The sequence below is a fragment of the Paenibacillus sp. genome (assembly GCF_048976745.1).
GTDB lineage: Bacteria > Bacillota > Bacilli > Paenibacillales > Paenibacillaceae > Paenibacillus.
In genome coordinates, this window is record NZ_JBHGUU010000007.1 from 128,985 (window position 1) to 152,385 (window position 23,401).

General features: G+C 47.8%; 19 protein-coding genes, 2 rRNA genes and 1 riboswitch. Of the genes, 1 reads left to right on the plus strand and 20 read right to left on the minus strand.

Features of this window, described 5'->3' with window-relative positions; genetic code table 11:
* Nucleotides 1-417: 417 nt before the first annotated feature.
* The 17 genes from purD to ACE3K2_RS14765 form a co-directional block, all read right to left on the minus strand.
* Nucleotides 418-1,683 (minus strand): phosphoribosylamine--glycine ligase, encoded by a 1,266-nt coding sequence (gene purD, locus ACE3K2_RS14685; protein ID WP_421891521.1) that lies wholly within the window; start codon nt 1,681-1,683, stop codon nt 418-420.
* Between the two features lie 129 nt (nt 1,684-1,812).
* On the minus strand, nt 1,813-3,360 hold the full coding sequence (gene purH, locus ACE3K2_RS14690) for a bifunctional phosphoribosylaminoimidazolecarboxamide formyltransferase/IMP cyclohydrolase (protein WP_421891523.1): 1,548 nt from the start codon (nt 3,358-3,360) through the stop codon (nt 1,813-1,815).
* 296 nt (nt 3,361-3,656) lie between these two features.
* Nucleotides 3,657-4,274: a phosphoribosylglycinamide formyltransferase gene (gene purN / locus ACE3K2_RS14695; RefSeq protein WP_421891526.1), complete on the minus strand. Its 618-nt coding sequence runs from the start codon at nt 4,272-4,274 to the stop codon at nt 3,657-3,659.
* On the minus strand, nt 4,274-5,314 hold the full coding sequence (purM, locus tag ACE3K2_RS14700; protein ID WP_421891529.1) for a phosphoribosylformylglycinamidine cyclo-ligase: 1,041 nt from the start codon (nt 5,312-5,314) through the stop codon (nt 4,274-4,276). Before purM ends, purN begins: the two co-directional genes overlap by 1 nt.
* A 128-nt stretch (nt 5,315-5,442) precedes the next feature.
* On the minus strand, nt 5,443-5,886 hold the full coding sequence (locus tag ACE3K2_RS14705) for an immunity 26/phosphotriesterase HocA family protein (protein WP_421891532.1): 444 nt from the start codon (nt 5,884-5,886) through the stop codon (nt 5,443-5,445).
* A 3-nt stretch (nt 5,887-5,889) separates the two neighbouring features.
* A complete protein-coding gene (purF, locus tag ACE3K2_RS14710) occupies nt 5,890-7,368 on the minus strand; it encodes an amidophosphoribosyltransferase (protein WP_421891534.1) in 1,479 nt (492 codons plus the stop codon).
* Entirely contained in the window at nt 7,353-9,596 is a 2,244-nt protein-coding gene (gene purL / locus ACE3K2_RS14715) for a phosphoribosylformylglycinamidine synthase subunit PurL (RefSeq protein WP_307414987.1), read from the minus strand. Before purL ends, purF begins: the two co-directional genes overlap by 16 nt.
* Nucleotides 9,574-10,263 carry a phosphoribosylformylglycinamidine synthase subunit PurQ gene (purQ, locus tag ACE3K2_RS14720; protein ID WP_421891538.1) on the minus strand — a complete coding sequence of 230 codons (690 nt, stop codon included), beginning with the start codon at nt 10,261-10,263 and terminating at the stop codon, nt 9,574-9,576. The genes purL and purQ overlap by 23 nt, the downstream gene beginning before the upstream one ends.
* A 4-nt stretch (nt 10,264-10,267) precedes the next feature.
* Nucleotides 10,268-10,513, minus strand: a complete 246-nt coding sequence (gene purS, locus ACE3K2_RS14725; RefSeq protein ID WP_017690695.1) for a phosphoribosylformylglycinamidine synthase subunit PurS — start codon at nt 10,511-10,513, stop codon at nt 10,268-10,270.
* Nucleotides 10,514-11,076: 563 nt separating this feature from the next.
* A complete protein-coding gene (locus tag ACE3K2_RS14730; protein ID WP_421891541.1) occupies nt 11,077-11,949 on the minus strand; it encodes a phosphoribosylaminoimidazolesuccinocarboxamide synthase in 873 nt (290 codons plus the stop codon).
* A gap of 275 nt (nt 11,950-12,224) precedes the next feature.
* Nucleotides 12,225-13,523, minus strand: coding sequence for an adenylosuccinate lyase (purB, locus tag ACE3K2_RS14735; RefSeq protein ID WP_340910496.1), 1,299 nt, complete (start codon nt 13,521-13,523; stop codon nt 12,225-12,227).
* Nucleotides 13,520-14,722: a 5-(carboxyamino)imidazole ribonucleotide synthase gene (gene purK, locus ACE3K2_RS14740; RefSeq protein WP_421891545.1), complete on the minus strand. Its 1,203-nt coding sequence runs from the start codon at nt 14,720-14,722 to the stop codon at nt 13,520-13,522. Before purK ends, purB begins: the two co-directional genes overlap by 4 nt.
* Nucleotides 14,719-15,204 carry a 5-(carboxyamino)imidazole ribonucleotide mutase gene (gene purE / locus ACE3K2_RS14745; RefSeq protein ID WP_017690699.1) on the minus strand — a complete coding sequence of 162 codons (486 nt, stop codon included), beginning with the start codon at nt 15,202-15,204 and terminating at the stop codon, nt 14,719-14,721. The genes purK and purE overlap by 4 nt, the downstream gene beginning before the upstream one ends.
* Before the next feature lie 193 nt (nt 15,205-15,397).
* A riboswitch (purine riboswitch) is annotated at nt 15,398-15,499 on the minus strand.
* Between the two features lie 270 nt (nt 15,500-15,769).
* Complete coding sequence (locus ACE3K2_RS14750) at nt 15,770-16,204, minus strand: universal stress protein (protein WP_339239478.1); 435 nt, start codon at nt 16,202-16,204, stop codon at nt 15,770-15,772.
* Between the two features lie 181 nt (nt 16,205-16,385).
* Nucleotides 16,386-16,649: a DUF1294 domain-containing protein gene (locus ACE3K2_RS14755; RefSeq protein ID WP_017690702.1), complete on the minus strand. Its 264-nt coding sequence runs from the start codon at nt 16,647-16,649 to the stop codon at nt 16,386-16,388.
* Between the two features lie 138 nt (nt 16,650-16,787).
* Nucleotides 16,788-16,925, minus strand: a complete 138-nt coding sequence (locus ACE3K2_RS14760) for a hypothetical protein (RefSeq protein WP_278296959.1) — start codon at nt 16,923-16,925, stop codon at nt 16,788-16,790.
* A gap of 104 nt (nt 16,926-17,029) precedes the next feature.
* Nucleotides 17,030-19,159, minus strand: coding sequence for a DNA topoisomerase III (locus ACE3K2_RS14765; protein WP_421891549.1), 2,130 nt, complete (start codon nt 19,157-19,159; stop codon nt 17,030-17,032).
* Between the two features lie 372 nt (nt 19,160-19,531).
* Between ACE3K2_RS14765 and ACE3K2_RS14770 the strand changes: the two genes are divergently transcribed.
* Complete coding sequence (locus tag ACE3K2_RS14770; RefSeq protein WP_421891552.1) at nt 19,532-21,466, plus strand: amidase family protein; 1,935 nt, start codon at nt 19,532-19,534, stop codon at nt 21,464-21,466.
* A gap of 178 nt (nt 21,467-21,644) precedes the next feature.
* Here ACE3K2_RS14770 and ACE3K2_RS14775 read toward each other — a convergent pair whose 3' ends face one another.
* From ACE3K2_RS14775 to ACE3K2_RS14785, 3 genes are all read right to left on the minus strand, one after another.
* Nucleotides 21,645-22,649 (minus strand): ketoacyl-ACP synthase III, encoded by a 1,005-nt coding sequence (locus tag ACE3K2_RS14775; protein WP_421891555.1) that lies wholly within the window; start codon nt 22,647-22,649, stop codon nt 21,645-21,647.
* Between the two features lie 362 nt (nt 22,650-23,011).
* Nucleotides 23,012-23,128, minus strand: a 5S ribosomal RNA gene (gene rrf, locus ACE3K2_RS14780).
* Nucleotides 23,129-23,271: 143 nt separating this feature from the next.
* A 23S ribosomal RNA gene (locus ACE3K2_RS14785) occupies nt 23,272-23,401 on the minus strand; the annotation flags it as partial.

The following is a 23,401-nucleotide window of genomic DNA, read 5'->3' on the forward strand; positions in this document are numbered from 1 at the left end:
AATTGTTCCTCGCTTAACTCCACCTAGATTCGCCATTTGGACAATTTACAATATCGCCTACCCAATAGATATCCACCTCCCCTCGTACTCATTCCTGTTTCCGAGAAGTATACCATGTTTCCCGCTCAACCATCCAGTTGCACGTTATGGTTTGCCACAAGCTTATAGTATAATGTTCACAAATTAGTCTCTATGTATGTTAGTATAGTCCAATTTATAAAAATACTACCCTGTGCTTTAGGTCATTAAACAACATGCCTAAACACCCAGATTATATCCTGTTTCGTATCTTTCCCATGTCTTTCCCGTATGGACAAGTTCGGCCGTGTGCACAAGATACATCTATATACGCAGCAAAGAGCCCGCAGGATGCAAATACCTTTTCGGTACACATCTACACGGGCTCTTGTATCCATTCTATACCAGTGCTTTAGCAGCAATATCCGTCCGCTGATGTTTGCCATCAAATCGGATGCGCTCCGCCTCTGCATAGGCTTTGTTTCTAGCTTCGGCAATATCCGCACCAAGGCCAACTACGCCCAGGATCCGTCCGCCGTTCGTGACCCAGTCTCCTGTTTCATTACGCGCTGTACCTGCGTGGAATACCACGGCATCATCCACATGATCGAGTCCTTCAATAACTACACCTTTTGCATAAGGGCCCGGATAACCTCCAGAAGCTAGCACCACACATACAGCGGCTTCATCGCTCCATTCAATCTCAATGTCAGCCAGCTTGCCATGAACGGTTGCCCAGAAGATATCAAACAAATCACTCTTCAGACGTGGCAAAACTACCTGTGTTTCCGGATCACCAAAACGTGCGTTGAACTCAATCGTTTTGGGTTTGCCATCGGGCGAGATCATCAGTCCGGCAAACAGTACACCCTGGAATGGACGTCCCTCGGACACCATTGCTTTGGCTGTTGGTTTGATGATCGTCTCCACGGCTTCTTCAATAATGGATGCAGGGATATGAGGCAATGGTGAGTATGTACCCATACCGCCTGTGTTTGGTCCCTGGTCATTGTCGAATACAGGTTTGTGATCCTGTGCTGCCGCCATCGGACGAACCGTCTCTCCATCGACAAAAGCCAGAATGGACATTTCCTGTCCTGCGAGGAATTCCTCGATGATGACTTTGGCTCCCGCTTCACCAAACACTTTGTCCACCATGATACTGCGAAGTGCCTGATCAGCCTCATCACGGGAATAAGCTACGGTCACACCTTTCCCCGCTGCCAGTCCATCTGCCTTGATGACAACCGGAATTGTTTGTTCATTCAGGTATGCTAGAGCCTGTTCATAGTTATCGAATTTCTCATAGGCTGCCGTTGGAATGTTGTATTTGTGCAGCAGATCCTTCATGAACGTTTTACTTCCTTCGATCTCTGCTGCATTGCGACGAGGTCCGAATACCGGAATACCTGTCACGTCAAATGCATCTACGATTCCATCCGCCAGCGGATCATCCGGACCAATAACCACCAGACCTACTTTAAGCTCTACAGCAAGAGCTGTTAGTTTATCGAATTCATTTACCGCAATCGCATGACACTCAGCCAGCTGAGCAATGCCTGCATTTCCCGGTGCACAGTGAATCTTGTCTACCTTTGGACTCTTCGCCAGCGCCCAGATGATTGCATGTTCCCGGCCACCGCCGCCTACTACCAGAATATCCATTCGCTCTGTTCCCCCTCCGTGCATAACTGAATTTATTACCCTATTGCATGTTGAAAAACCTAAAAAAGAGGGGGTGTACCATAAGTCATAAGCATGACTGGCGACACCCCTTATTAAATCTTTTACGCTCTAGTGTTTGAAATGACGAACGCCTGTGAAGACCATGGCAATTCCATATTCATTGGCTACTTTGATGGACTCTTCATCTTTGATCGAACCGCCAGGTTGAATCACTGCTGTAATTCCGGCTTTTGCTGCCAGTTCCAGCGTATCACCCATTGGGAAGAATGCATCGGATGCCAGAATAGCGCCTTGTGCTTGCTCGCCCGCTTGCTCAATGGCAATTTTGGCTGCACCCACACGATTCATTTGTCCAGCGCCCACACCTACCGTCATGTCATTCGAAGCAAGTACAATCGCATTGGATTTCACATGTTTAACTACTTTCCAGCCAAACAAGAGCTGTTTCAGTTCTTCTTCCGATGGCGCACGATCGGTTACCACGTTCAGTTCGCTCGCTTCGATGGAGTGTACATCCGACTGTTGCACGATCATACCACCGTCAATCGAGGTCACCACGAATTGGCTCTCCCGTTTACGAGCAGCATTCAATTCACCCGTTTTGAGCAAACGAATATTTTTCTTCTTCGTCAGGATATCGAGTGCTTCTTGTGTAAAGTCAGGAGCAAGTACGATTTCCAGGAAAATTTCGCTCAATTTGCCTGCTGTATCGCTGTCGATAATACGGTTCGCTGCCACAATGCCACCAAAGATAGACGTTGGATCCGCAGCATATGCCTTGCTGTAAGCTTCATAGATACTTGCGCCAATACCTACGCCGCAAGGGTTCATATGTTTAACCGCAACAACTGCCGGTTCTTCAAATTCTTTGACAATCTGCAATGCTGCGTTTGCATCGTTGATGTTATTGTAAGACAACTCTTTGCCATGCAATTGCTCAGCTGTTGTCAACGTATCTTGAGCAGCCAGCGGTTTGCGGTAGAATGCCGCCTGCTGATGTGGATTTTCGCCGTAACGCAAATCCTGGAGTTTTTCGTAAGTAACCGTCAGACGCTCTGGCAGTGGATCACCGTTCAGGTTAGAGAGATAGTCAGAAATAACTGCATCGTAAGCCGCTGTATGGCGGAACACTTTTGCTGCAAGCCGTTTGCGTGTTTCGAGGGTGGTATCGCCATTGCTGCGAACTTCTTCAAGCACCTTGCCGTAATCTGCTGTGTCAACAACAACACTAACAAAAGCATGGTTTTTGGCAGCCGAGCGAAGCATGGTTGGACCACCGATATCGATGTTCTCGATCGCGTCTTCGTACGTCACATCCGGTTTGGCGATCGTATCTTGGAACGGGTACAGGTTAACGACAACAAGGTCGATATAATCCAGTCCGTTCTCTTCCATCTGGCGCTTATGCTCTTCGCTGTCACGAACAGCCAGCAACCCACCATGAACTGCCGGATGCAATGTTTTGACACGTCCGTCCATGATTTCCGGGAACCCGGTCACATCCGAAATTCCGATGACAGGTACGCCTTCCTTCGACAACAGGCTGCTTGTACCTCCTGTCGAAATAATCTCCACACCCATTTGCGACAGCTCGCGGCAAAAGTCCACGATGCCTGTTTTATCCCATACGCTGACCAGCGCTCTTTTGATACTCACAATATGTTCCTCCTTTAATGTCCCATGGCTTCGCGTTTCCTGACGAAACACAGCCGATTTATTTCCCGAGAAATATCACAAAATGCGTACCAATATTCGACTTCTGTTATACAGTTGATAAATGGATTTTCACACTAAAACACTACGAGTTCAGAATAATCTTTCGATCGCTGTTATTCCTAGATTTTTTTGAAAAAATTTCTCAATGGTAAAAATCCATTAATAAAGGCGAGCGCTCCGCTTCTCCAGCTTATTTCTGACCTCTACGTTACTGTGTGAAACAGTTTAAAACTATATCAAACCGGTTTGTTAACCGTGACGTGACGTCCATCTAAATGAACCAGACCTTGAGCGAACCAGGAAACAACCTCAGGGTATAACTGCTGTTCGGCTGCATGGATGGAGCGGCTGATTGACTCAGGCGTATCCTCCGGCAAAATGGGAACCGGATGCTGGGCAATAATCGGTCCGGTATCCATGCCTCCATCCACAAAATGTACGGTCACACCCGTCACTTTCACACCATACTCCAGTGCCTGTCCTATCGCATCCTTGCCTGCAAATGCCGGCAGCAAGGAAGGGTGAATGTTAATCAACCGCCCTGCATAACGATCCACGACAACCGAAGTCAGCAATCTCATATATCCCGCAAGAACAACCAAGTCGATTTTTTTGGATTCAAGCACTTCCACGATCTCTGCCTCATAGGCTTCACGGGAAGCATAATCTTTCGGAGTAAACAGATGACAATCCACGCCTGCATCCTGTGCCCGCTGCACAACACGTGCAGACGGTTTATCACATACGAGCAGATCTACGGATGCATTCAGCCCACCGTTCCGTACTGCATCGACCAATGACTGAAAGTTAGTCCCTTCACCCGAGGCAAATACAGCTATGCGGTAGTTCGCCATTAAACATCCGCTCCCGTGAAGGTTACTCGCGCATCTCCTTCAGTAACACGTCCAATGATGTACGCTTCTTCACCAGATGTTTTCAGTTGTTGCAGAGCTTCCGATGCATCTGCTTCACTAACGACCAGTACAAGCCCAACACCCATGTTAAATGTGGTGAACATGTCACGGTTCGAGACAGATCCCTTGTCCTGTAACAGGTTGAAGATCGGCAGGATCGGCCAAGAGCCGTAGTCAATATCCACATTCACGTTGTTTGGCAACATACGTGGAATGTTCTCGATGAAGCCGCCACCTGTAATGTGTGCCATGCCTTTTACTTTTACCTTTTCAAGCAGGGACAACAGAGGTTTAACATAGATCTTCGTAGGTTCCAGCAGGGAATCGCCCAGCTTACCGCCAAGTTCCGCTACTTCATCATGCAGATCAAGTCCCGCATCCTCCAACAAAAGTCTGCGTACCAGCGAGAATCCGTTACTGTGCACACCGCTGGACGCAAGCCCAATCACTGTGTCGCCAGGGGCGATGGTTGTGCCGTTGATGATCTTTGCTTTGTCCACGATACCCACCGTGAATCCGGCAATATCGTATTCGCCTTCACTGTACATGCCCGGCATCTCCGCCGTCTCGCCACCGATCAGCGCACAACCCGATTGATGACAACCTTCAGCGATACCCGCAACAATGGCTTCGATCTTCTCAGGAATAACTTTGTCACAAGCCAGATAGTCAAGGAAGAAGAGTGGTTCTGCACCCTGTACCACAATGTCGTTCACACACATGGCTACTGCGTCGATTCCAATCGTGTCATGACGATCCATCGCAAATGCAATTTTCAGCTTGGTGCCTACGCCATCCGTACCGGATACAAGCACAGGCTCATCGTATTTATCTTTGTTCAAACCGAACAGGGCACCGAATCCACCCAGATCTGTCATCACTTCCGGACGGAAGGTACGCTTCACGTGTTTTTTCATCCGTTCAACCGCTTCATTACCTGCCGCGATATCGACGCCGGCCTTTTTATATGCTTCGGACACAACCATCACACCCTTCATATCTTATAGAAATTGAACCAGCGTATTAACACGTACCCCTCGATGACTGGACAAACTTTCGATTGTCGTTATCTCCAGATTTTATCGTGTCAATGTTAAGTCCAACCTACCTATCCTTGCTCCATCTCTAACAGATGGTTTTGTACCAATTCAAATCCGGCTACGCCGAGCGTATTAAACTGACTATACTCCTCAATCTGGAGGTTTCGAATGTACTCATCGCCGCAGTATAAATGCCCCGCACAATGAAATACTCTCAGCTTTTCCTTTTCGGGCGTCAAAGGTGTGTTACCCACGATCTTCCACGTTCCATTACGGATATTGGCCGGAGAAGTAAATATGATGTTGCTTCTACGCTTCCCAAATGAATAGAAGAGAAAATCGCCATCTTCCAAACTTACGGTTTCGTCACGCTGAATGCTCATCACGCCGAACGAAAATGCCTTTTTGAAACGGCCTTTAAGCACGCATACCACTTGGCATACTGCAAATCGGCCATCCTTCATCGGAATCAGAAATATATCTCCTTCGTTATAACTCTTTCTCATCCGCATGGATTAACAGCTGCACCCGAATTTTTCTTCGCCACCAAAGTCGAGGCGGGTTGGGTAATCATTATCAAAACATGCGAGGCAAAGCCCGCCTTTGGGATCATCCTGATTATCTCCCTGAATCGATGCGATCAGTCCATCCGGACTGAGGAACGACAGGGAATCCGCATTGATTTCACGGCAAATTTCTTCCACTGACAACTGTGAGGCAATCAATTCACGGCTGTCCGGAGTATCGATGCCATAGAAACACGGGTTTTTGAATGGTGGTGATGTAATACGCACATGCACCTCGGTAGCTCCTGCATCACGCAGCATGTTTACGATCCGCCGGGAAGTGGTTCCCCGTACAATGGAGTCGTCAATCATGACCACACGTTTGCCTTCCACGACGCGTCGCACGGCGCTCAGCTTCATCTTCACGCCCTGCTCCCGCAGTTCCTGGCTTGGCTGGATAAACGTACGTCCGGTGTATTTGTTCTTGATCATACCCATCTCATACGGAATACCCGTTTGCTCCGCATAACCAATGGCCGCTGAGATACTGGAATCTGGTACCCCCGTAACCAAGTCCGCATCCACAAACGACTCAATCGCCATCCGGCTTCCCATCCGTTTACGAGCAGCATGCTGATTCGCACCATTCATATCACTATCTGGACGAGCAAAATATATATATTCCATCGCGCATAATGCCTTGCGGTGTTTGTGATGATCGAAGCGATCTTCGTGCAGACCATCGGCATCCAGCACAAGCAGTTCACCTGGTTCAATATCACGAATCAACTCTGCGCCGATGGTTTCCAGTGCACAAGTCTCGGATGCAAACAGATACGCATCTCCCAGCTTACCCATCGTCAGCGGACGAAGTCCGTGTGGATCGGAAGCCACGAGCAGCTTGTCGTTGGTCATGATCAGGAATGCATAACCACCCACAATGCGCTGGAACGCCTCTTTTGCCGCTTCCACAAGCCCTTTGGAGGATCGTGCAATCAGATGCGCAATAACCTCGGTATCACTTGTTGTTTGGAAAATGGAACCGCTCTGCTCCAGCTCACGCCGGATCGTTGGGGCATTCACAATGTTTCCGTTGGTTGCTACTGCCAAATCGCCATCACGGTATTTGAATACCAGTGGCTGTGCGTTCGTCAGTTTACTGTCACCACTTGTTGAATATCGGACATGTCCAATGGAAATATCCCCGGTTAATGTCTGCATCAGGTCTTTGGTGAACACTTCCTTCACCAGACCCATGCCGCGATGATAGTTAAACTGAGTGCCATCACTCACACACATGCCTGCACTTTCTTCGCCCCGATGTTGCAGCGCATGCAGTCCATAATAGGAGAGCGAAGCCGCGTCAGGATGCCTATACACCCCGAACACGCCGCATTCTTCCTTCAATTTGTCGAGTCCTTCCTTGCCGGACCCTTCATTATAATAGTCGCCTGTCCACAACGGTCCTGTCGTCAGTTCATGAGACATGGAATCGCATCCTCCCAGACCTGAGCCAAACCTCCTACAGGTTCGCTCACGGCTGATGTTCCGTTCAATTCAATCGTCAGGTTACTTCCTTCTACACGGCCAATCACAGCTACAGGTACACCGCGCTCACGTACAAATGCTTCAAGTTTACCCGCTTGCTCTGGCGTAGCCGACAACAAGATACGGGATTGGCTCTCACTGAACAAGGCGTGGTCAGCACGCAGTGCAGTCTCCACATTCACCTGTGCGCCTACGTTACCGCTGATACAAGATTCTGCGAGTGCTACAGCCAACCCGCCTTCAGACAAATCATGTGCCGAGCGAACGAGACCGGATTGAATAGCTTCCAGCACCGTGCTGAGCAATGCTTTTTCCGTTTGCAAATTCAGTTCTGGCGGACGACCTTCCGTCTGACCATGAACTGCGTATTGCAGCTCGCTGCCGCCGAGTTCAGCTTTGGTTTCACCGAGGAGGATGATCACATCACCTTCGGATTTGAAAGCCTGTGTCGTGATATGATCTGTATCATGAACGAGACCTACCATACCGACCACTGGCGTTGGATAGATGGAGCCCTTGGCGTTTTCATTGTACAGACTTACGTTACCACCGATAACCGGCGTATCCAGCACACGGCAAGCTTCTGCCATACCATCTACCGCTTTCTCCATTTGCCAGAAAATATCCGGCTTCTCCGGGTTACCGAAGTTCAGGTTGTCCGTAATCGCCAGCGGCTCTGCACCGGAACATACAATGTTACGCGCTGCTTCACTCACGGCAATCCGTCCGCCAACTTCAGGATCAAGGTACACATAACGTCCATTACAGTCCGTTGTCATCGCAAGACCTTTACGCGTTCCACGAATCGTTACAACCGCTGCATCCGAACCTGGACGAACGGCAGTGCTTGTGCGCACCATGTAGTCGTATTGATCATACACCCATTTTTTACTTGCTACGGTTGGTGAAGCCAGCACTTGTTTCAGCGCTCCGCCGAGATCCGACACTTCGTCGTAACGAAGCGTGTCGATGGAAGCACTTTGCTCGTAGTAGGCAGGTACAGAAGAAGGTTTGTCATAGACTGGACATTCGTCAACCAGTGCCGTTACTGGCATATCTCCAACCACTTCGCCGTGGTGGATCAATTTCAGACGACCGTCATCCGTTACTTTACCGACCTTGGCACAGATAACACCCCAACGTTCAAAGATTTCCATCGCCTGCGCCTCATCCTTCGGCTCAACAACAAACAACATCCGTTCTTGGGACTCGGACAACATCATCTCGTAAGGTGTCATGCCTTCTTCACGCTGTGGCACCTGATCCAGATACAGTTCCAGACCGTTACCCGCTTTACTTGCCATCTCCGCACTCGAACAGGTCAGACCGGCAGCACCCATATCCTGAATACCCAGCACGATGCCCGTATCGATCAATTCCAGACAGGATTCCATCACCAGTTTCTCCATGAACGGATCACCGACCTGAACGGCTGTACGCTGGGACTCGGATTCTTCCGTCAGCTCAACGGATGCAAATGTTGCACCGTGAATACCGTCACGACCTGTTGGTGGGCCAACATAATACACCGGATTACCTACACCTTTGGCTACACCGCGCTGAATCTTGTCATGATCAATCAGACCCACACACATCGCGTTAACAAGCGGATTGCCTTCATAGCTCTCATCAAACATGACTTCGCCCGCAACGGTAGGAATACCGATACAGTTCCCGTATCCAGCAATACCTGCTACAACATGTTCGAACAAATATTTAACACGATCGCTCTCCAACTTTCCGAAACGAAGAGAGTTCAGAAGTGCTACCGGTCTTGCGCCCATGGAGAAAATATCACGGATAATGCCGCCCACACCTGTTGCTGCACCTTGATAAGGTTCTACCGCGGAAGGGTGGTTATGGCTTTCAATTTTGAATACAACGGCCTGGTTATCACCGATATCCACGATACCAGCACCTTCACCAGGTCCCATCAGGACACGTGGTCCAGTGGTTGGGAAACGGCGCAGCAATGGCTTGGAGTTTTTATAAGCACAGTGCTCGGACCACATTACACTAAACACACCGATTTCAGTGTAGTTTGGCTTGCGCCCCATGAACTCACAGATCAGCTCATACTCGCTGTCAGACACGCCCATCTGTGCGTAAAGTTTATGTTCTGCGACCTGTTCTGCTGTCGGTTCCTTAGCGGATAGCTGCTGCGTCATGCCGATCCCTCCATGCTTTCAAAATAGATGTAAACATACGTTTGCCGTCTTCCGAACCAAACAGTGAATCCACTGCACGCTCTGGATGCGGCATCATGCCGACCACGTTTCCACCCTCGTTGCAGACTCCCGCGATATCACCCAGGGAACCATTCGGGTTGTTGCCATACGTAAATACGATCTGGTTGTTCGCTTGCAGACTGGCGAGCGTCTCCTCGTCGCAATAATAGTTGCCTTCGCCGTGAGCAATCGGGATGATAATCTCTTCGCCGGGTTCATAGTCACGTGTAAATGGTGTATCTGCATTCGCCACTTTTAATACGGTATCGTGACAACGGAATTTCAGGGATGTGTTACGGATCAATGCACCTGGAAGCAATCCCGCTTCAGTCAGGATCTGGAATCCGTTGCAAATACCCAAAATATATTTACCTTGTTCAGCAGCTTTCGCTACCTCGTTCATCACCGGTGCAAAACGGGAAATTGCTCCGCAGCGCAGGTAGTCACCATAAGAGAAACCACCCGGAACTAAAATACAATCATAAGCCGATAGATCTGTAGCCGTGTGCCATACATAATCAACCTCTTGTCCAATCGCATCTTCCACTGCCTTGTAACAGTCGATGTCGCAGTTGGAGCCGGGGAACACAAGAACTGCAAATTTCATGAGATTAACCCTCCAATTCGTAGCGGTAATCTTCAACAACGGTGTTGGCCAGCAGCTTTTCACACATGACTTTCAATCGTTTCTCCGCTTCCGCACGATCTGTTGTATCCAGGTTCAATTCCATGACTTTACCGATCCGTACACTTTCCACTTCGTTGAATCCCATGGAATGCAGGGCTCCTTGAACAGCTACGCCTTGCGGGTCGAGTACGCTTTGCTTAATAGTGACATATACGGTTGCTTTGATCATGATCCTTATGTTCCTCCTCAGTAATGAACGGGATAAATGCTTTATGCTGTTAAAAAAGTGACTTTTGGAGCTTGCTCTGGGGCGGATTGTTCTTCCGGTCGCTTGTTGTCCCCAGGTTTTTTGATTGTTTTGGCCCGCTGTGCGGTCAAAACCCGGGGACAAAGGCGAACGCTTCGCTCCTTTAAGAACAATTCCGCCCCTCCGCTAGTCCATGCGACGTTTTTTAAAGGCCTAAACCTTTTTACGTTGCACGGTGTGTAATGGTATAGACAGACCATTATGTGAAAACAGTTAATGGTCTTTAAGTTACATAAGTAAATCTAATGTTTTACTATTTATAGACTTCCTGTTTAATAGAAGTCTTTGGTCTTAATTGCCTCACCCACCAGTTTGAACACTGGCGGAGGGAAAGATTTGAGCTGGAGAAGCGAAGCGTTCGCCTTTGCAACCGGAATGTTTCCTTTTGAAAAAAGGATACGATCAAAACATTCCGGGAGCAACAGCGATCGAAAGCCAAACTTTCCCATAGCCTCTCGCTCAAACGTTAGCTCACTCAAACGTTATTATTTCGTTAAACGGTTATAAATATCGACGTATCTGGCGGTTGTTGCTTCAACCACGGCTTGCGGGAGTGGATCGGGTTTGCTGTTCTTGTCCCAATCCGTTCCGGCGAGATAGGTGCGCACTGGTTCTTTATCCATGCTGTCGATCTCGATGTCGAGTTCATAATTCTCTTTGGCCCAGAAGCGTGAAGCATCCGGGGTGAAGATTTCATCAATCAGGATGACCTTGCCATCCACGATGCCGAACTCGAATTTGCAGTCTGCCAGAATGATGCCACGCTGATCACAGTAATCACGGGCGAATTCGTACAAGCGCAAGCTTTTTTCCTGAAGCTCCATTGCAAGTCCGTCTCCAACCAGTTCTTTCATGCGATCCATCGAAATGTCCTCGTCGTGCCCTACATCGTTTTTGGCTGCCGGTGTGAAAATGGGAACTTCGAGCTTGGCGTTTTTGCGCAGTCCTTCAGGCAGTTTAATGCCATTCACTTCACCGCTTGTCTCATACTGTCTCCATCCACCACCAGTGATGTATCCACGCACGACACACTCAATGTCAATGCGTTCTGCTTTGCGTGTTACCATGATGCGCTCTTTGAGCAATTCAGGATCTGTGATGAGATCACCCAGTTCATTCACATCGGTATGAACAACGTGATTCTCCATCATGCTACCTGTCAGTTCGAACCAGAAACTGCTGAGTTTATTCAGTACGTTTCCTTTCTCGGGAACTGCCGGGTCCAGCACATAATCAAATGCCGAAATTCGATCGGTAACCACGATCAGAAAATGTTCACCCAGATCGTACAATTCGCGTACTTTTCCTTTATACAACAGAGGTGCTTTAACGAGATCTGCCGCAGTGGACAGTGCCATGGGCTCACCTACTTTCAGGAGATGTAAGGCTAAGTTCAGAATCCTGATGGTGCGGACTCCACTCCGACGACAGAACAATCTTCCGATCGCTGTTATCCCCAGATTTTTTGATTCCACTTTTTCAAAGTGAAAATCCGGGGATAAAGGCGCAGCGTATGCTTCCGAAGTAGCTTTCTTTCAGAAAGCTTTTAGCTTCGCTTCTTCAGTTTATTTCTGTCCTCTTCGTTCACTGCTATTCCATCATTCTGGCGCATTAGCCTTATGGGAGTTATATATTAGTCGTTCAAGCCGAGTTTTTTGAAGATGGTATCGACGTGCTTCAAATGCCATGACGGGTTGAATGCATCTGCGATTTCCTCTTCGTTCAGTACTTCCGTGATTTCCGGTGTGGATTTCACGATATCCTGGAACTGACGTTGTTCCTCCCATGCTTGCATCGCACGTGGTTGAACGGTATCGTACGCTTGCTCGCGGCTGAAGCCTTTGTCGATCAGCTTGGTCATGATGCGACCGGAGAATGGTACTCCGTAGGTGCGCTCCATGTTACGTTTCATATTTTCAGGGAAAACCGTCAGGTTCTTCACGATGTTACCAAAACGGTTGAGCATGTAGTTCAGCAGCATCGTTGCATCCGGCAGAATGATACGTTCTACAGAAGAGTGCGAGATGTCGCGTTCATGCCAGAGCGTTACGTTCTCGTATGCCGACACCATATGTCCGCGAATGACGCGGGACAGACCGGAAATGTTTTCACTACCGATCGGGTTACGCTTGTGCGGCATCGCGGAAGATCCTTTTTGACCTTTGGCAAAAGCTTCTTCCACTTCACGGAATTCACTCTTTTGAAGTGCACGTACTTCTGTAGCGAACTTGTCCAGGGACGTTGCGATCAACGCCAGTGTAGCCATGTACTCCGCGTGACGGTCACGTTGCAATGTTTGAGTCGAGATTGGCGCAGGTTTCGTGCCCAACTTCTCGCAGACAAACTCTTCGACAAACGGATCGATGTTCGCGTACGTTCCTACTGCACCTGAGATTTTGCCGTATTGTACATTGTCTGCTGCATGACGGAAACGCTCCAGGTTCCGTTTCATCTCTTCATGCCACAACGCCATTTTCAGTCCAAATGTTGTTGGCTCTGCATGTACCCCGTGCGTACGTCCCATCATTGGTGTGTGCTGATACGTCAGCGCTTTTTCACGGAGAATTTCAATGAAATTCACGATATCCTTTTCCAGAATCTCATTCGCTTGACGCAGTACATATCCCAGAGCCGTATCCACGACATCTGTAGAAGTCAGTCCGTAGTGCACCCATTTCCGCTCTGCACCCAGACTTTCAGATACCGTACGTGTAAAGGCGATAACGTCATGACGTGTTTCCTTTTCAATCTCATAGATGCGGTCGATGTCAAAAGATGCGTTCTGACGAAGCAATGCTGCTTCTTCCTTAGGGATTACACCCAGTTCAGCCCACGCCTCACATGCACAAATTTCAACTTCCAGCCACGATTGGAATTTGTTCTCTTCGGTCCAGATGGCTCTCATTTCGGGTCTGCTATAACGTTCAATCATGAATTTGTATTCCTCCAGAGGTTAGTTTGTTCAATCCATTGCAATCCTTCTTCAACATCCTGACAAAGCAGATTCACATGTCCCATCTTACGACCTGTTTTCGCTTCGGTTTTACCATATATATGAAGCTTGGGAATCACACCGAGTTCTATCGCTTCTGCATCAGGTTGCCCTGTTCTGGCGATAACGCCTTCCAGATGTTCTCCAAGCACATTGACCATAACAACCGGGCTCAATAACGAAGTGTCCCCAAGTGGTAATCCGCAGATCGCACGAATATGTTGTTCGAACTGAGAAGTCGCACAAGCTTCCATCGTATAGTGACCGGAATTATGTGGTCTTGGCGCCAGTTCATTGACGTACAGTCTTCCATCCACCGCGACAAACAGTTCCACAGCAAGCAACCCAACAGCCTTCATTGATTCGGCTACCGCTGCTGCCAGCTTTTGCGCTTCAATCTGGATATCTGTAGCAACTCTAGCCGGTACAATGGATGCATGCAAAATGTTATTCACATGAATGTTCTCCGCTGGCGGGAACGTCTTGATCTCCCCATTTGTACTGCGCGCTACAACGACCGATATCTCGCATTCAAACTTGATGAATTGTTCCAGCACCAGTTCCGCACCTGTAGCTGCAAGCTCTTCGTACGCAGCCACAGCCTCATTCGCTTCCCGAATTACACGCTGGCCTTTGCCATCGTAACCTCCAGTCACCGTCTTCAGCACACATGGCACGCCAAGTTCGCTTACGGCAGCAAGCATCGTATCCGCACTCGTGATCTCGCGATAAGGCGCGACTCTTACGCCAGCGGCTTCAATCGCACGTTTTTCTCGCAACCGATGTTGTGTGGTGTACAGTAACGCACTTCCTTGCGGAACGTAAGACTCACGCTCAAGCAGCCCAGCGACTTCTGCATCCACATTTTCGAATTCATACGTAATGACATCGCATTGCCGAGCCAGTTCAAGTGCAGCTTTGGCATCGTCATATCCTGCTTCAATCTGACGAGCCACTTGACCACAAGGCGCATCCGAAGCGGGATCAAGAGTAATGAATCGGTACCCCATTGCCGTTCCTGCGAGCGTCATCATACGTCCGAGTTGTCCGCCTCCAAGAATGCCGATGGTTGTTTTCCCGGGTAGCAGGACATTTTTCAGTTCTCCTGCCGCACTGGACTGTTTACCTTCTCTAATCATAGTTCTTCACTGCTTTCGAGTACTTCTTGTTTGATGCGCTCTCGGCGTGCCTCAGATCGACGTTGGACATCCGGGTCAAAAGCACCGATCATTTGAGCTGCCAGCAATCCTGCATTCGTTGCCCCTGCCTTGCCAATCGCCACAGTTGCGACGGGAATACCACCAGGCATCTGAACAATGGACAACAAGGAATCGAGACCATTCAATGCTTTGGATTGAACCGGTACGCCAATGACTGGAAGCATCGTTTTGGCGGCAACCATACCGGGTAGATGTGCTGCCCCGCCTGCGCCTGCAATGATCACCTTGAACCCTCGATCAATGGCTTGCTCTGCGTATTCGAACATCAAATCCGGTGTACGATGGGCGGAGACCACTTTTTTCTCATATCCGATTTCCAGTTCATCCAACACCTCGCACGCATGCTTCATCGTTTCCCAATCCGACTTGCTGCCCATAATTACAGCGACTTGCAGTGACATGAATACATCCAACTCCCGTCTGAGCTTTTTTGATTACATCTGATATGAAGGAACTCTTATTACATGTGAAATGAAAAAATCCGCTACCCGCGAAAACATCACATTTTCTTCGGACACCGGACTCCAAGAAATACGTATCCCTCATTTGGGCATGCCAAAAGGGGGCTTGCTGTCCGCATCTGGTTCCATGCGACTCTCAGCCGTATCTCCTCGTAGTCCGGAAATTTACGGTTCCCGGGTAGATACTTCCGGGCCCTATTCCCGGCGTTATACGAGCAAATATCTATCAAACTATCTTCGTTCATTTTGGTAATCTCTTATTACACATTTCGTTCCTACTCGACCTTATTCTTACCTGATCGACACATCTAACATTCTAACAATCCCCTACAGCTAATGTCAACTTAAAGACGAACATTTAACATATTGACAAATATAATGTTCGGGAATTGCTTCATTAAATTCGGTTAGCCATCCATTTCATCCCATAAAAGAAAGCCGGCTCCTCTTCAATCTCTCGAAGACAACCGGCTTCCTGCTTTTCAGTGCGTACACACTTCATCCATTATTTTACGATCAGTACTGGAACCTGAGCATGCTGCACCACATTGTGACTGACACTACCCAGGACAAATTCACGAATCCCACCGAGTCCACGGCTACCAATAATAATGATATCCGAATCATTTTCTTTGGCAAAATCAAGCAACACTTCCGCAGCCGCTCCTTGAATCAGATCCACATTGGCCGTTACACCCGCAGCCTGAAGTCGTTCTTTCGCTTCATCTGTTGTCTGCACCGCCAGATTGTAGTAATCATTATTAAGGGAAGGTGGCAGTGGAGCCAGTCCCTCACCGATGAATACACGCGGGAAATCAAAAGCATGAATGACATCCAGTACTGCATTCGGGGACACTTTGGCCAGCTCAATCGCACGATCAAGTGCTTTATTTGAAGCTTTGGAACCGTCATAAGCCACTAAAATTTTGGAAAATAACATGTGAATCCCGTCCCTTCCTTTATATGTAGAGCACGCGAAGCAAGCTTCGGTCTGACATGTAATATACCAGCAGAACCATATAACTCCTTAAACGTTCCGCAGCCACAATGAACCATTTATACGAATGCATTTACATATGAAACCATACAATGATAAACGGTTAAGCATGGATTCCATGGATTCATTGAATAAAGTAACCATAGATTACCGCATTCAGGAACAACAACAAAGGAATGCCAATGGTGAAGCTGGGATGTTTGGTCTTATGCCTTTTCCGATACATCGCGATCCAGACTCCCAAAGCCCCGCCAATAAACGCAAGCAAGAATAACGTCCGTTCGGGTGTACGGTCACGACGCTGTTGTGCACGTCTCTTGTCATCCGACATCACCAGATAACCAACTACATTAATAAATAGAAACCACAATATAAGTCCGGTTTGCATATAATTCTAGCGATCCCCCTGTCCCAGGACATCTCCCTGTCTCCATTATAATCCTCATTCGAGACATGTTCAACGCACCGGGTAGGGAACCGAGTATTTTGGGGAGGCACGTTTGTTAGATCGACAGTTTAGATGATTTTAGGACTCCTGCTTGGGAATACCGTTCAGACTAGGTACTCTTTTGGCTGCTTTGGCTGGACGAACATCAATGTTTTCTTCCCGAATACTGTCTTTGTTTTGCTGGTTATGGATTTTCTCTGGTTTGTTATGCGGCATATGGGTATCACCTCCTTGGCTTACGTTGCCTGAAAACGGAGGATCTTATACGACCTGGCATGGACAAGTAGAGAAAAGTCATAATAAATTAATTTGGAGTTTGTCTACTTCCCTTTTTTCTCCATAGCCGCTTTCAGCAAATCTCCAAGGTTAGACCCAATGGACTCCTGCTTTGCATACTGTTTCACCAGCTTTTGTTGATCACGTTTGTTCACATGCTGTTTGTCCTTATCCAATGTTTCTGTAATACCACAAGGCAGACATTGCACGTATAGCCCCGCTTTGCCCTCTTTGATTTCCATCTTTTTGTGACATTGGGCACAACGACGATTGGACAATCTTTTCTCTGCCGAACGACGATATCCACAGTCCTCCGTAGGACATACAAGAAACTTGCCACGTTTGCCCTTCTTCTCCAATAACCGTGCATTACAATCCGGACAATGGCTATTGGAGACATTATGTGGCTTGTACTCCGCTTTGCTGCCTTTTACCGTAGACACCAGCTCTTTGGCCATTGAACGAATACCATCCAGGAACGGTCCTGGTTTCCCTTGCCCACGGGCTATCCTTTCAAGTTCCGCCTCCCAACGAGCAGTCAGATCCGGTGTACGAAGCTGTGGGGCAGCCAGTTCAATCAACTGTTTCCCTTTGCCAGTTGGATGCATACTGTTGCCTTGACGATCTATTGTATCGGAACTGACCAGCTTCTCGATGATATCCGCTCGTGTAGCCGGAGTGCCAAGTCCATGCCTCTCCATCTGGGAAAGCAAAGCGGCTTCGGTATACCGTTTGGGCGGCATCGTCCGTCCACTTTTAATATGGCAACGCTGAACCGTCACGGACTGTCCTTGCTGCACATCTGGCAAAAGCGTACGCTCATGGTCTGCTGCATCGTCAGCACGGTCATCGTCATCATCGCTGTAATCTCCGCCGTATACTTCACGCCATCCACTTTCTTTCACCGTTGTACCTTTGACATGGAAGGAATCGCCCCCCACCTGCACCGTGATCGCAACCGAATCGTACTTCGCTGCTGGATAGAACAGGCTGATAAAACGACGTACGATCAGATCGTACAATTTGCGTTCCTCCGGGTTCAATTGATTCAGAAGCACCGTTTGCTCCGTGGGGATAATTGCATGGTGATCGGTTACTTTGCTGTCATCCACAATACGTTTGGTGATATTCAGATTTTTACGCAGCAAAGGACGTGCCAAAGACGCATAAGGTCCAATGGCCACACTGTCCAGACGTTCTTTCAATGTAGCTGTCATATCGGAAGTCAGGTACCGGCTGTCCGTACGTGGGTACGTTACGAGTTTGTGCTGTTCATACAGACGTTGCAGGACATTTGATGTTTGCTTTGCAGAGAAACCATATTTCCGGTTGGCATCCCTTTGCAGCTCCGTCAGGTCATATGCGAGTGGATGCGGCTCTACTTTCTCGCTTTTCTTCACCTGGGCAATCGTGCCCTTGCGCCCGTCTACCCGTTTCTTCAATTCTTGCGTTTCCTGAGGGTCGAAAATTCGTGAATCTCCCCCAGCTGCCCGCCACACAGCCTGAAAACCTCCCAAATCTGCCGTTAACGTCTCATACTCCTGCGAGCGGAAACCATTAATTTCATTTTCCCTATCCATAATCATGCCTAATGTCGGCGTTTGGACCCGTCCAGCAGATAACTGCGCATTGAAACGAACGGTTAGCGCACGGGTCACGTTAAGTCCAATCATCCAGTCGGCCTCCGCGCGGCAACGTGCAGATTCATAGAGGCGGTCAAACTGACTGCCTGGCTTAAGTGAAGCAAATCCGTCTTTGATCGCCTTATCAGTCTGGGATGAAATCCACAGGCGTTTAAAAGGTTTTTTCCACCCCGCCATCTGCATGATCCAACGGGCCAGCAATTCTCCCTCACGTGCTGCATCCGTCGCAATGACCAGCTCGCCCACATCCTGACGCTTCATCAACTGCTGCACGGCTTTATATTGATGGTTGGTCTCTTTAAGTACCTTCAGTTTCGTACGCTCTGGCAGAATGGGCAGGTCCTCCAGATTCCATGTTGCATACTTCTTGTCGTAATCCTCCGGTTCAGCTAATCCAACCAGATGTCCAAGCGCCCAGGTAACGATATATTTCGGGCCTTCCAGATAACTTTTATGTTTTTCACGCGCACCCATGACTCTGGCTATTTCGCGTGCTACAGATGGTTTTTCTGCGAGTACCAATGTCTTCACTTCATATCTCTTCCTCTCTGGTAGAACATTATGTCTCTTTTATTCCTATCTTTTCATTATATCATTTCACACGAAAGGTATGCTCTGTCATCTCTATTTCCGAATCTGCTCGTATCCTGAAACCTCATGTTTAATCAACATATCAATTTGATGTAACATTTGTTGACATTAAAATATATAATAGTTTTTCTGAGTACATCTAAACAGAAGCATGAATGAGCATTAACACCGTACAGTATTGATGTATACGTTTTTTTGGATAAATATAAACATTGTAAGATTACCTGACATAACTATACAATGTCTCAAAAGCATAGAAAAAGAATCGCTGCTAACACACATCAATGAGACACAGGAAGGGAGCGTGGATGCATGACTTATCATGGATCTGTATTGAAAAAAAGTGGGGCTCTGTTATTGGCAGGAGCTGTTGTTGCCACAACATGGGGAGGAACGTTGCCTTCGGCATCAGCCGCAACGGCAACGCCTACGAGTAAAACAACAGTAGCAGCTGTATCCAAAGGAAAAGCACCTGCTACACCGTCAGCATTTGTTCAGGCCATGGAAGAAGCGGCTACACTTGCAGGTGTCCCTTTTACCATGGACAAGCTCTCCGGTACAACCGTACAACGTAAAGATGCTGCGGTTGCCTTGCAACAATGGCTCAAGCTGGATTCGACCACCGAATCATTCAAGGATGTTCCGGATGAAGCCACTTTTGCAGGTGCTGTTGGTGCATTGAATACCGCAGGACTAATGAAGGGTTATACTGACTCCCTTTTCCTTCCAAACGCTGTACTTACCGAGAATGACCTATCCATACTGAAAGAACGCATTTATAACTACATAAAACCGTTTGTCCTGGAGGAAGCAACCATTATGGATCTTCAGGCCGCAATGACGCAAGGAAAACTGACATCAAAAGAACTGGTGCAGAAATATCTGGACCGTATTGAAAAATACGATGATCAAGGTGTAAGCATCAACGCGGTATTAACCCTGAACCCGGATGCGCTCCAAATTGCGGAGCAATTGGATGAAGAACGTGCAGCTCAAGGAGCTCGCGGACCTCTGCATGGCGTTCCGATTCTGGTGAAGGACAATTTCGATACCAATGACATGCCGACAACTGCTGGCTGTATCTGTCTGAAAGACTCTATTCCTGCTCACGATGCCGAACAAGTGAAGAAACTCAAAGCAGCTGGTGCCATTATTTTGGGCAAAACAAACCTGCATGAATTCGCATTTGGCATCACAACATCCAGCTCATTGGGCGGACAAACACTTAATCCTTACGCCCTGGACCACTATCCAGGTGGCTCAAGCGGTGGAACAGGTGCTGCCATTGCATCTAACTTTGCAGCAGCCGGCATGGGTACAGACACTGGCGGTTCGATCCGTATCCCTTCCAGCTTCAACAGCCTTGTGGGTATCCGCCCAACCATCGGACTGTCCAGCCGTGAAGGCATTATCCCATTGGCTTTGACACAGGATGTTGGTGGACCCATGGCTCGTACCGTAAGTGATGCCGCAATTATGCTGGATGCTACAGCCGGCTATGACAAAAAGGATGTCGCTACAGCTTACGCAGTTGGAAAAATTCCTTCCAGCTACACTGATTTCTTGGATGTAAACGGACTGAAAGGTGCACGCATCGGGGTGGCCACAGAACTCATTCCAAGTACCAAAGCTGAAGAAAAAGCCGTTGCTGACGTCATCAACACAGCTGTAGAAGAACTGAAGTCACTTGGCGCTACCGCAGTTCCAATTTCTATCCCGAACTTGGCTGAGATCAACAAATACCCAAGCCTTAGTGGATATGAATTCAAGTTCCAGCTGAATGATTATCTGGAGTCATTGGGTGCAGATGCTCCATATCACAGTCTGTCCGAGATCATCGCTTCCGGAGAGTTCGACAAATCCCAGGAGCAATCGATGAAAACGCGGGACGCACGCCAAACGTTGGAGACTACCGAATACAAGGATATCGTTCTCAAACGTACCCAAGTTACACGTGAGTCTCTGTTGAAAGTAATGGCAGACAATAACCTGGATGCCATCATCTATCCTACATCTACACAAGCAGCTGGCGTGATCGGCGAGGGTCAAACATCCGGTGGTAACAATCGTCTGAGTCCATTCTCCGGCTTCCCGGCAATTACTGTACCTGCTGGTTTTACAACCGATGGTTTGCCTGTAGGTATGGAATTCCTGGGTCGTGCCTTTGACGAAGGAACCTTGATTAAGCTGGCTTACAGCTACGAACAAGGTACACATCACCGCCAAGCGCCTAAGCTTACGCCGTAAAATATTTATGGGATTAAGCAATTCCGGTTAACAAAAAAAACAGATGTAATCTTATCACTTTTTTGAAACGAGTTAACCTACTAAAGAGACCACCCCCTTCATGACTATATGAAGTGTGAGTGGTCTCTTTTTATTTCCTCTATTTAATTTGGTGTTGTATACTCTCGTATGTTATCCATTACTGAATTTTATCTGGCACGCCCCATTTCAGGACCAGACCTGCGTAAGTCAGACCACCGCCAAAGCCAAAGAGAGCTACAGTCTGTCCTTCTTTCAATTTCCCTTCATCCACTGCAAGCTGTAAAGCAAGCGGAATGGAAGCAGCTGATGTGTTCCCACGATATTCGACACTGGTTAACGTACGTTCCAAAGGAACCGGACCACGTTCGCAAACAGCCTCAATCATTCGCATATTGGCACTATGCGGGACAAACCAGTCAATCTGTTCAGCACCTAATTCAGCTTTGGCTATAAGCCTAACCATTTGCTCTGGAATCGTCCGTACAGCCCACTTATAAACCTCTCGTCCATTCTGAACCAAACAACCTCCGCCCTGTAAAGGCACTCCATTCATCTCTGAAGACAGACCAGCCTTATAGAGATGCATACCTCCTTCTCCATGCGTACCGGATATGGCTGCCATAAAGTCACCTGCATCATGTGCAGATCTCTCCACCAGGAAGGCTCCAGCTCCGTCCCCAAACAGGACACAAGTCGTGCGGTCTGTGTAATCCGTAATTTTGGATAACGTCTCTGCTCCGATAACTAGTACTTTGCGGTACATTCCACTGGTCACCAGACTGTCAGCAAGCTGCAGCCCGTAGGAAAAACCAGCGCATGCCGCATTTAGATCAAGTACACCTGTGTGTGGAATCTTGAGATTAGCTTGGACTCTGGATGCAGTACTTGGGAATGCATATTCAGGTGTGCTGGTCGCCACAAGAATCATATCCACATCTTCTACACTTACTTCATAACGACGTATCATATCCTCTACAGCCTTCGTTGCCAGGTCAGATACAAATTGATCTTCAGCTGCAATTCGCCGTTCTCTCATGCCTGTACGTTGCACAATCCATTCGTCACTTGTCTCGACCAATTTCTCCAGATCAGCATTTGTTAATATTCGATCCGGTACATACGCCCCCATTGCCGTGATCGTTGCCTTTGATTGATGATTCATTTCGGCATTCACCTCATTTGGTTTTTCACTATTATAGCACTAAGTCTTAGTACTTGGTACTAATTTTTTTAGATATATATTATGAATATGATTTGTTTGTATTCCTATCTTAATCCTTCCAGTCGTTTAAATAATGATTACCCTTAATCATGCGAACTTTAGCATGGAGTTATGCAAAGGTGCTTGAACCTCGTAGTCGACGTGAAAATTTCTACAATAGAACAATGCTTATTATTTTTGGGATATCAAAAAGCAACCTCTAATGAACCCAGGTTGTTTTAGACTTACACATATAATATAAATTAACGATCAAAACAAATAAAAAAAGACACACTCGATATGATCAAGTGTGTCTTCCTGTTGCTTGGCGGCGTCCTACTCTCCCAGGACCCTGCGGTCCAAGTACCATCGGCGCTAGAGGGCTTAACGGTCGTGTTCGGGATGGGTACGTGTGGAACCCCTCCGCCATCGCCACCAAACATGATTTGTCGAAGCATTGCTTCTAAAATCAGATATGGAACTGAAAATCATACACACATTCTGTGATGTACCGATTTTCATTTCAGAGTGTTGTTCTCTGAAAACTAGATTCGAAACGAAACATGCGAATTATTACTTGCTATTGGATAAGCCCTCGACCGATTAGTACTGGTCAGCTCCATGCATTGCTGCACTTCCACCCCCAGCCTATCTACCTCGTCGTCTTCAAGGGGTCTTACATACTGGGAAATCTCATCTTGAGGGGGGCTTCA

What these genes read in the sequence shown, in the direction of transcription:
- purD (WP_421891521.1), bottom strand. Translation starts at nt 1,683, where the DNA reads ATGGATATTCTGGTAGTAGGCGGCGGTGGCCGGGAACATGCAATCATC.
- purN (WP_421891526.1), bottom strand. Translation starts at nt 4,274, where the DNA reads ATGGCGAACTACCGCATAGCTGTATTTGCCTCGGGTGAAGGGACTAAC.
- ACE3K2_RS14705 (WP_421891532.1), bottom strand. Translation starts at nt 5,886, where the DNA reads ATGCGGATGAGAAAGAGTTATAACGAAGGAGATATATTTCTGATTCCG.
- purF (WP_421891534.1), bottom strand. Translation starts at nt 7,368, where the DNA reads ATGTCTCATGAACTGACGACAGGACCGTTGTGGACAGGCGACTATTAT.
- purL (WP_307414987.1), bottom strand. Translation starts at nt 9,596, where the DNA reads ATGACGCAGCAGCTATCCGCTAAGGAACCGACAGCAGAACAGGTCGCA.
- purQ (WP_421891538.1), bottom strand. Translation starts at nt 10,263, where the DNA reads ATGAAATTTGCAGTTCTTGTGTTCCCCGGCTCCAACTGCGACATCGAC.
- purS (WP_017690695.1), bottom strand. Translation starts at nt 10,513, where the DNA reads ATGATCAAAGCAACCGTATATGTCACTATTAAGCAAAGCGTACTCGAC.
- ACE3K2_RS14730 (WP_421891541.1), bottom strand. Translation starts at nt 11,949, where the DNA reads ATGGCACTGTCCACTGCGGCAGATCTCGTTAAAGCACCTCTGTTGTAT.
- purB (WP_340910496.1), bottom strand. Translation starts at nt 13,523, where the DNA reads ATGATTGAACGTTATAGCAGACCCGAAATGAGAGCCATCTGGACCGAA.
- purK (WP_421891545.1), bottom strand. Translation starts at nt 14,722, where the DNA reads ATGATTAGAGAAGGTAAACAGTCCAGTGCGGCAGGAGAACTGAAAAAT.
- purE (WP_017690699.1), bottom strand. Translation starts at nt 15,204, where the DNA reads ATGTCACTGCAAGTCGCTGTAATTATGGGCAGCAAGTCGGATTGGGAA.
- ACE3K2_RS14750 (WP_339239478.1), bottom strand. Translation starts at nt 16,204, where the DNA reads ATGTTATTTTCCAAAATTTTAGTGGCTTATGACGGTTCCAAAGCTTCA.
- ACE3K2_RS14755 (WP_017690702.1), bottom strand. Translation starts at nt 16,649, where the DNA reads ATGCAAACCGGACTTATATTGTGGTTTCTATTTATTAATGTAGTTGGT.
- ACE3K2_RS14760 (WP_278296959.1), bottom strand. Translation starts at nt 16,925, where the DNA reads ATGCCGCATAACAAACCAGAGAAAATCCATAACCAGCAAAACAAAGAC.
- ACE3K2_RS14770 (WP_421891552.1), top strand. Translation starts at nt 19,532, where the DNA reads ATGACTTATCATGGATCTGTATTGAAAAAAAGTGGGGCTCTGTTATTG.
- ACE3K2_RS14775 (WP_421891555.1), bottom strand. Translation starts at nt 22,649, where the DNA reads ATGAATCATCAATCAAAGGCAACGATCACGGCAATGGGGGCGTATGTA.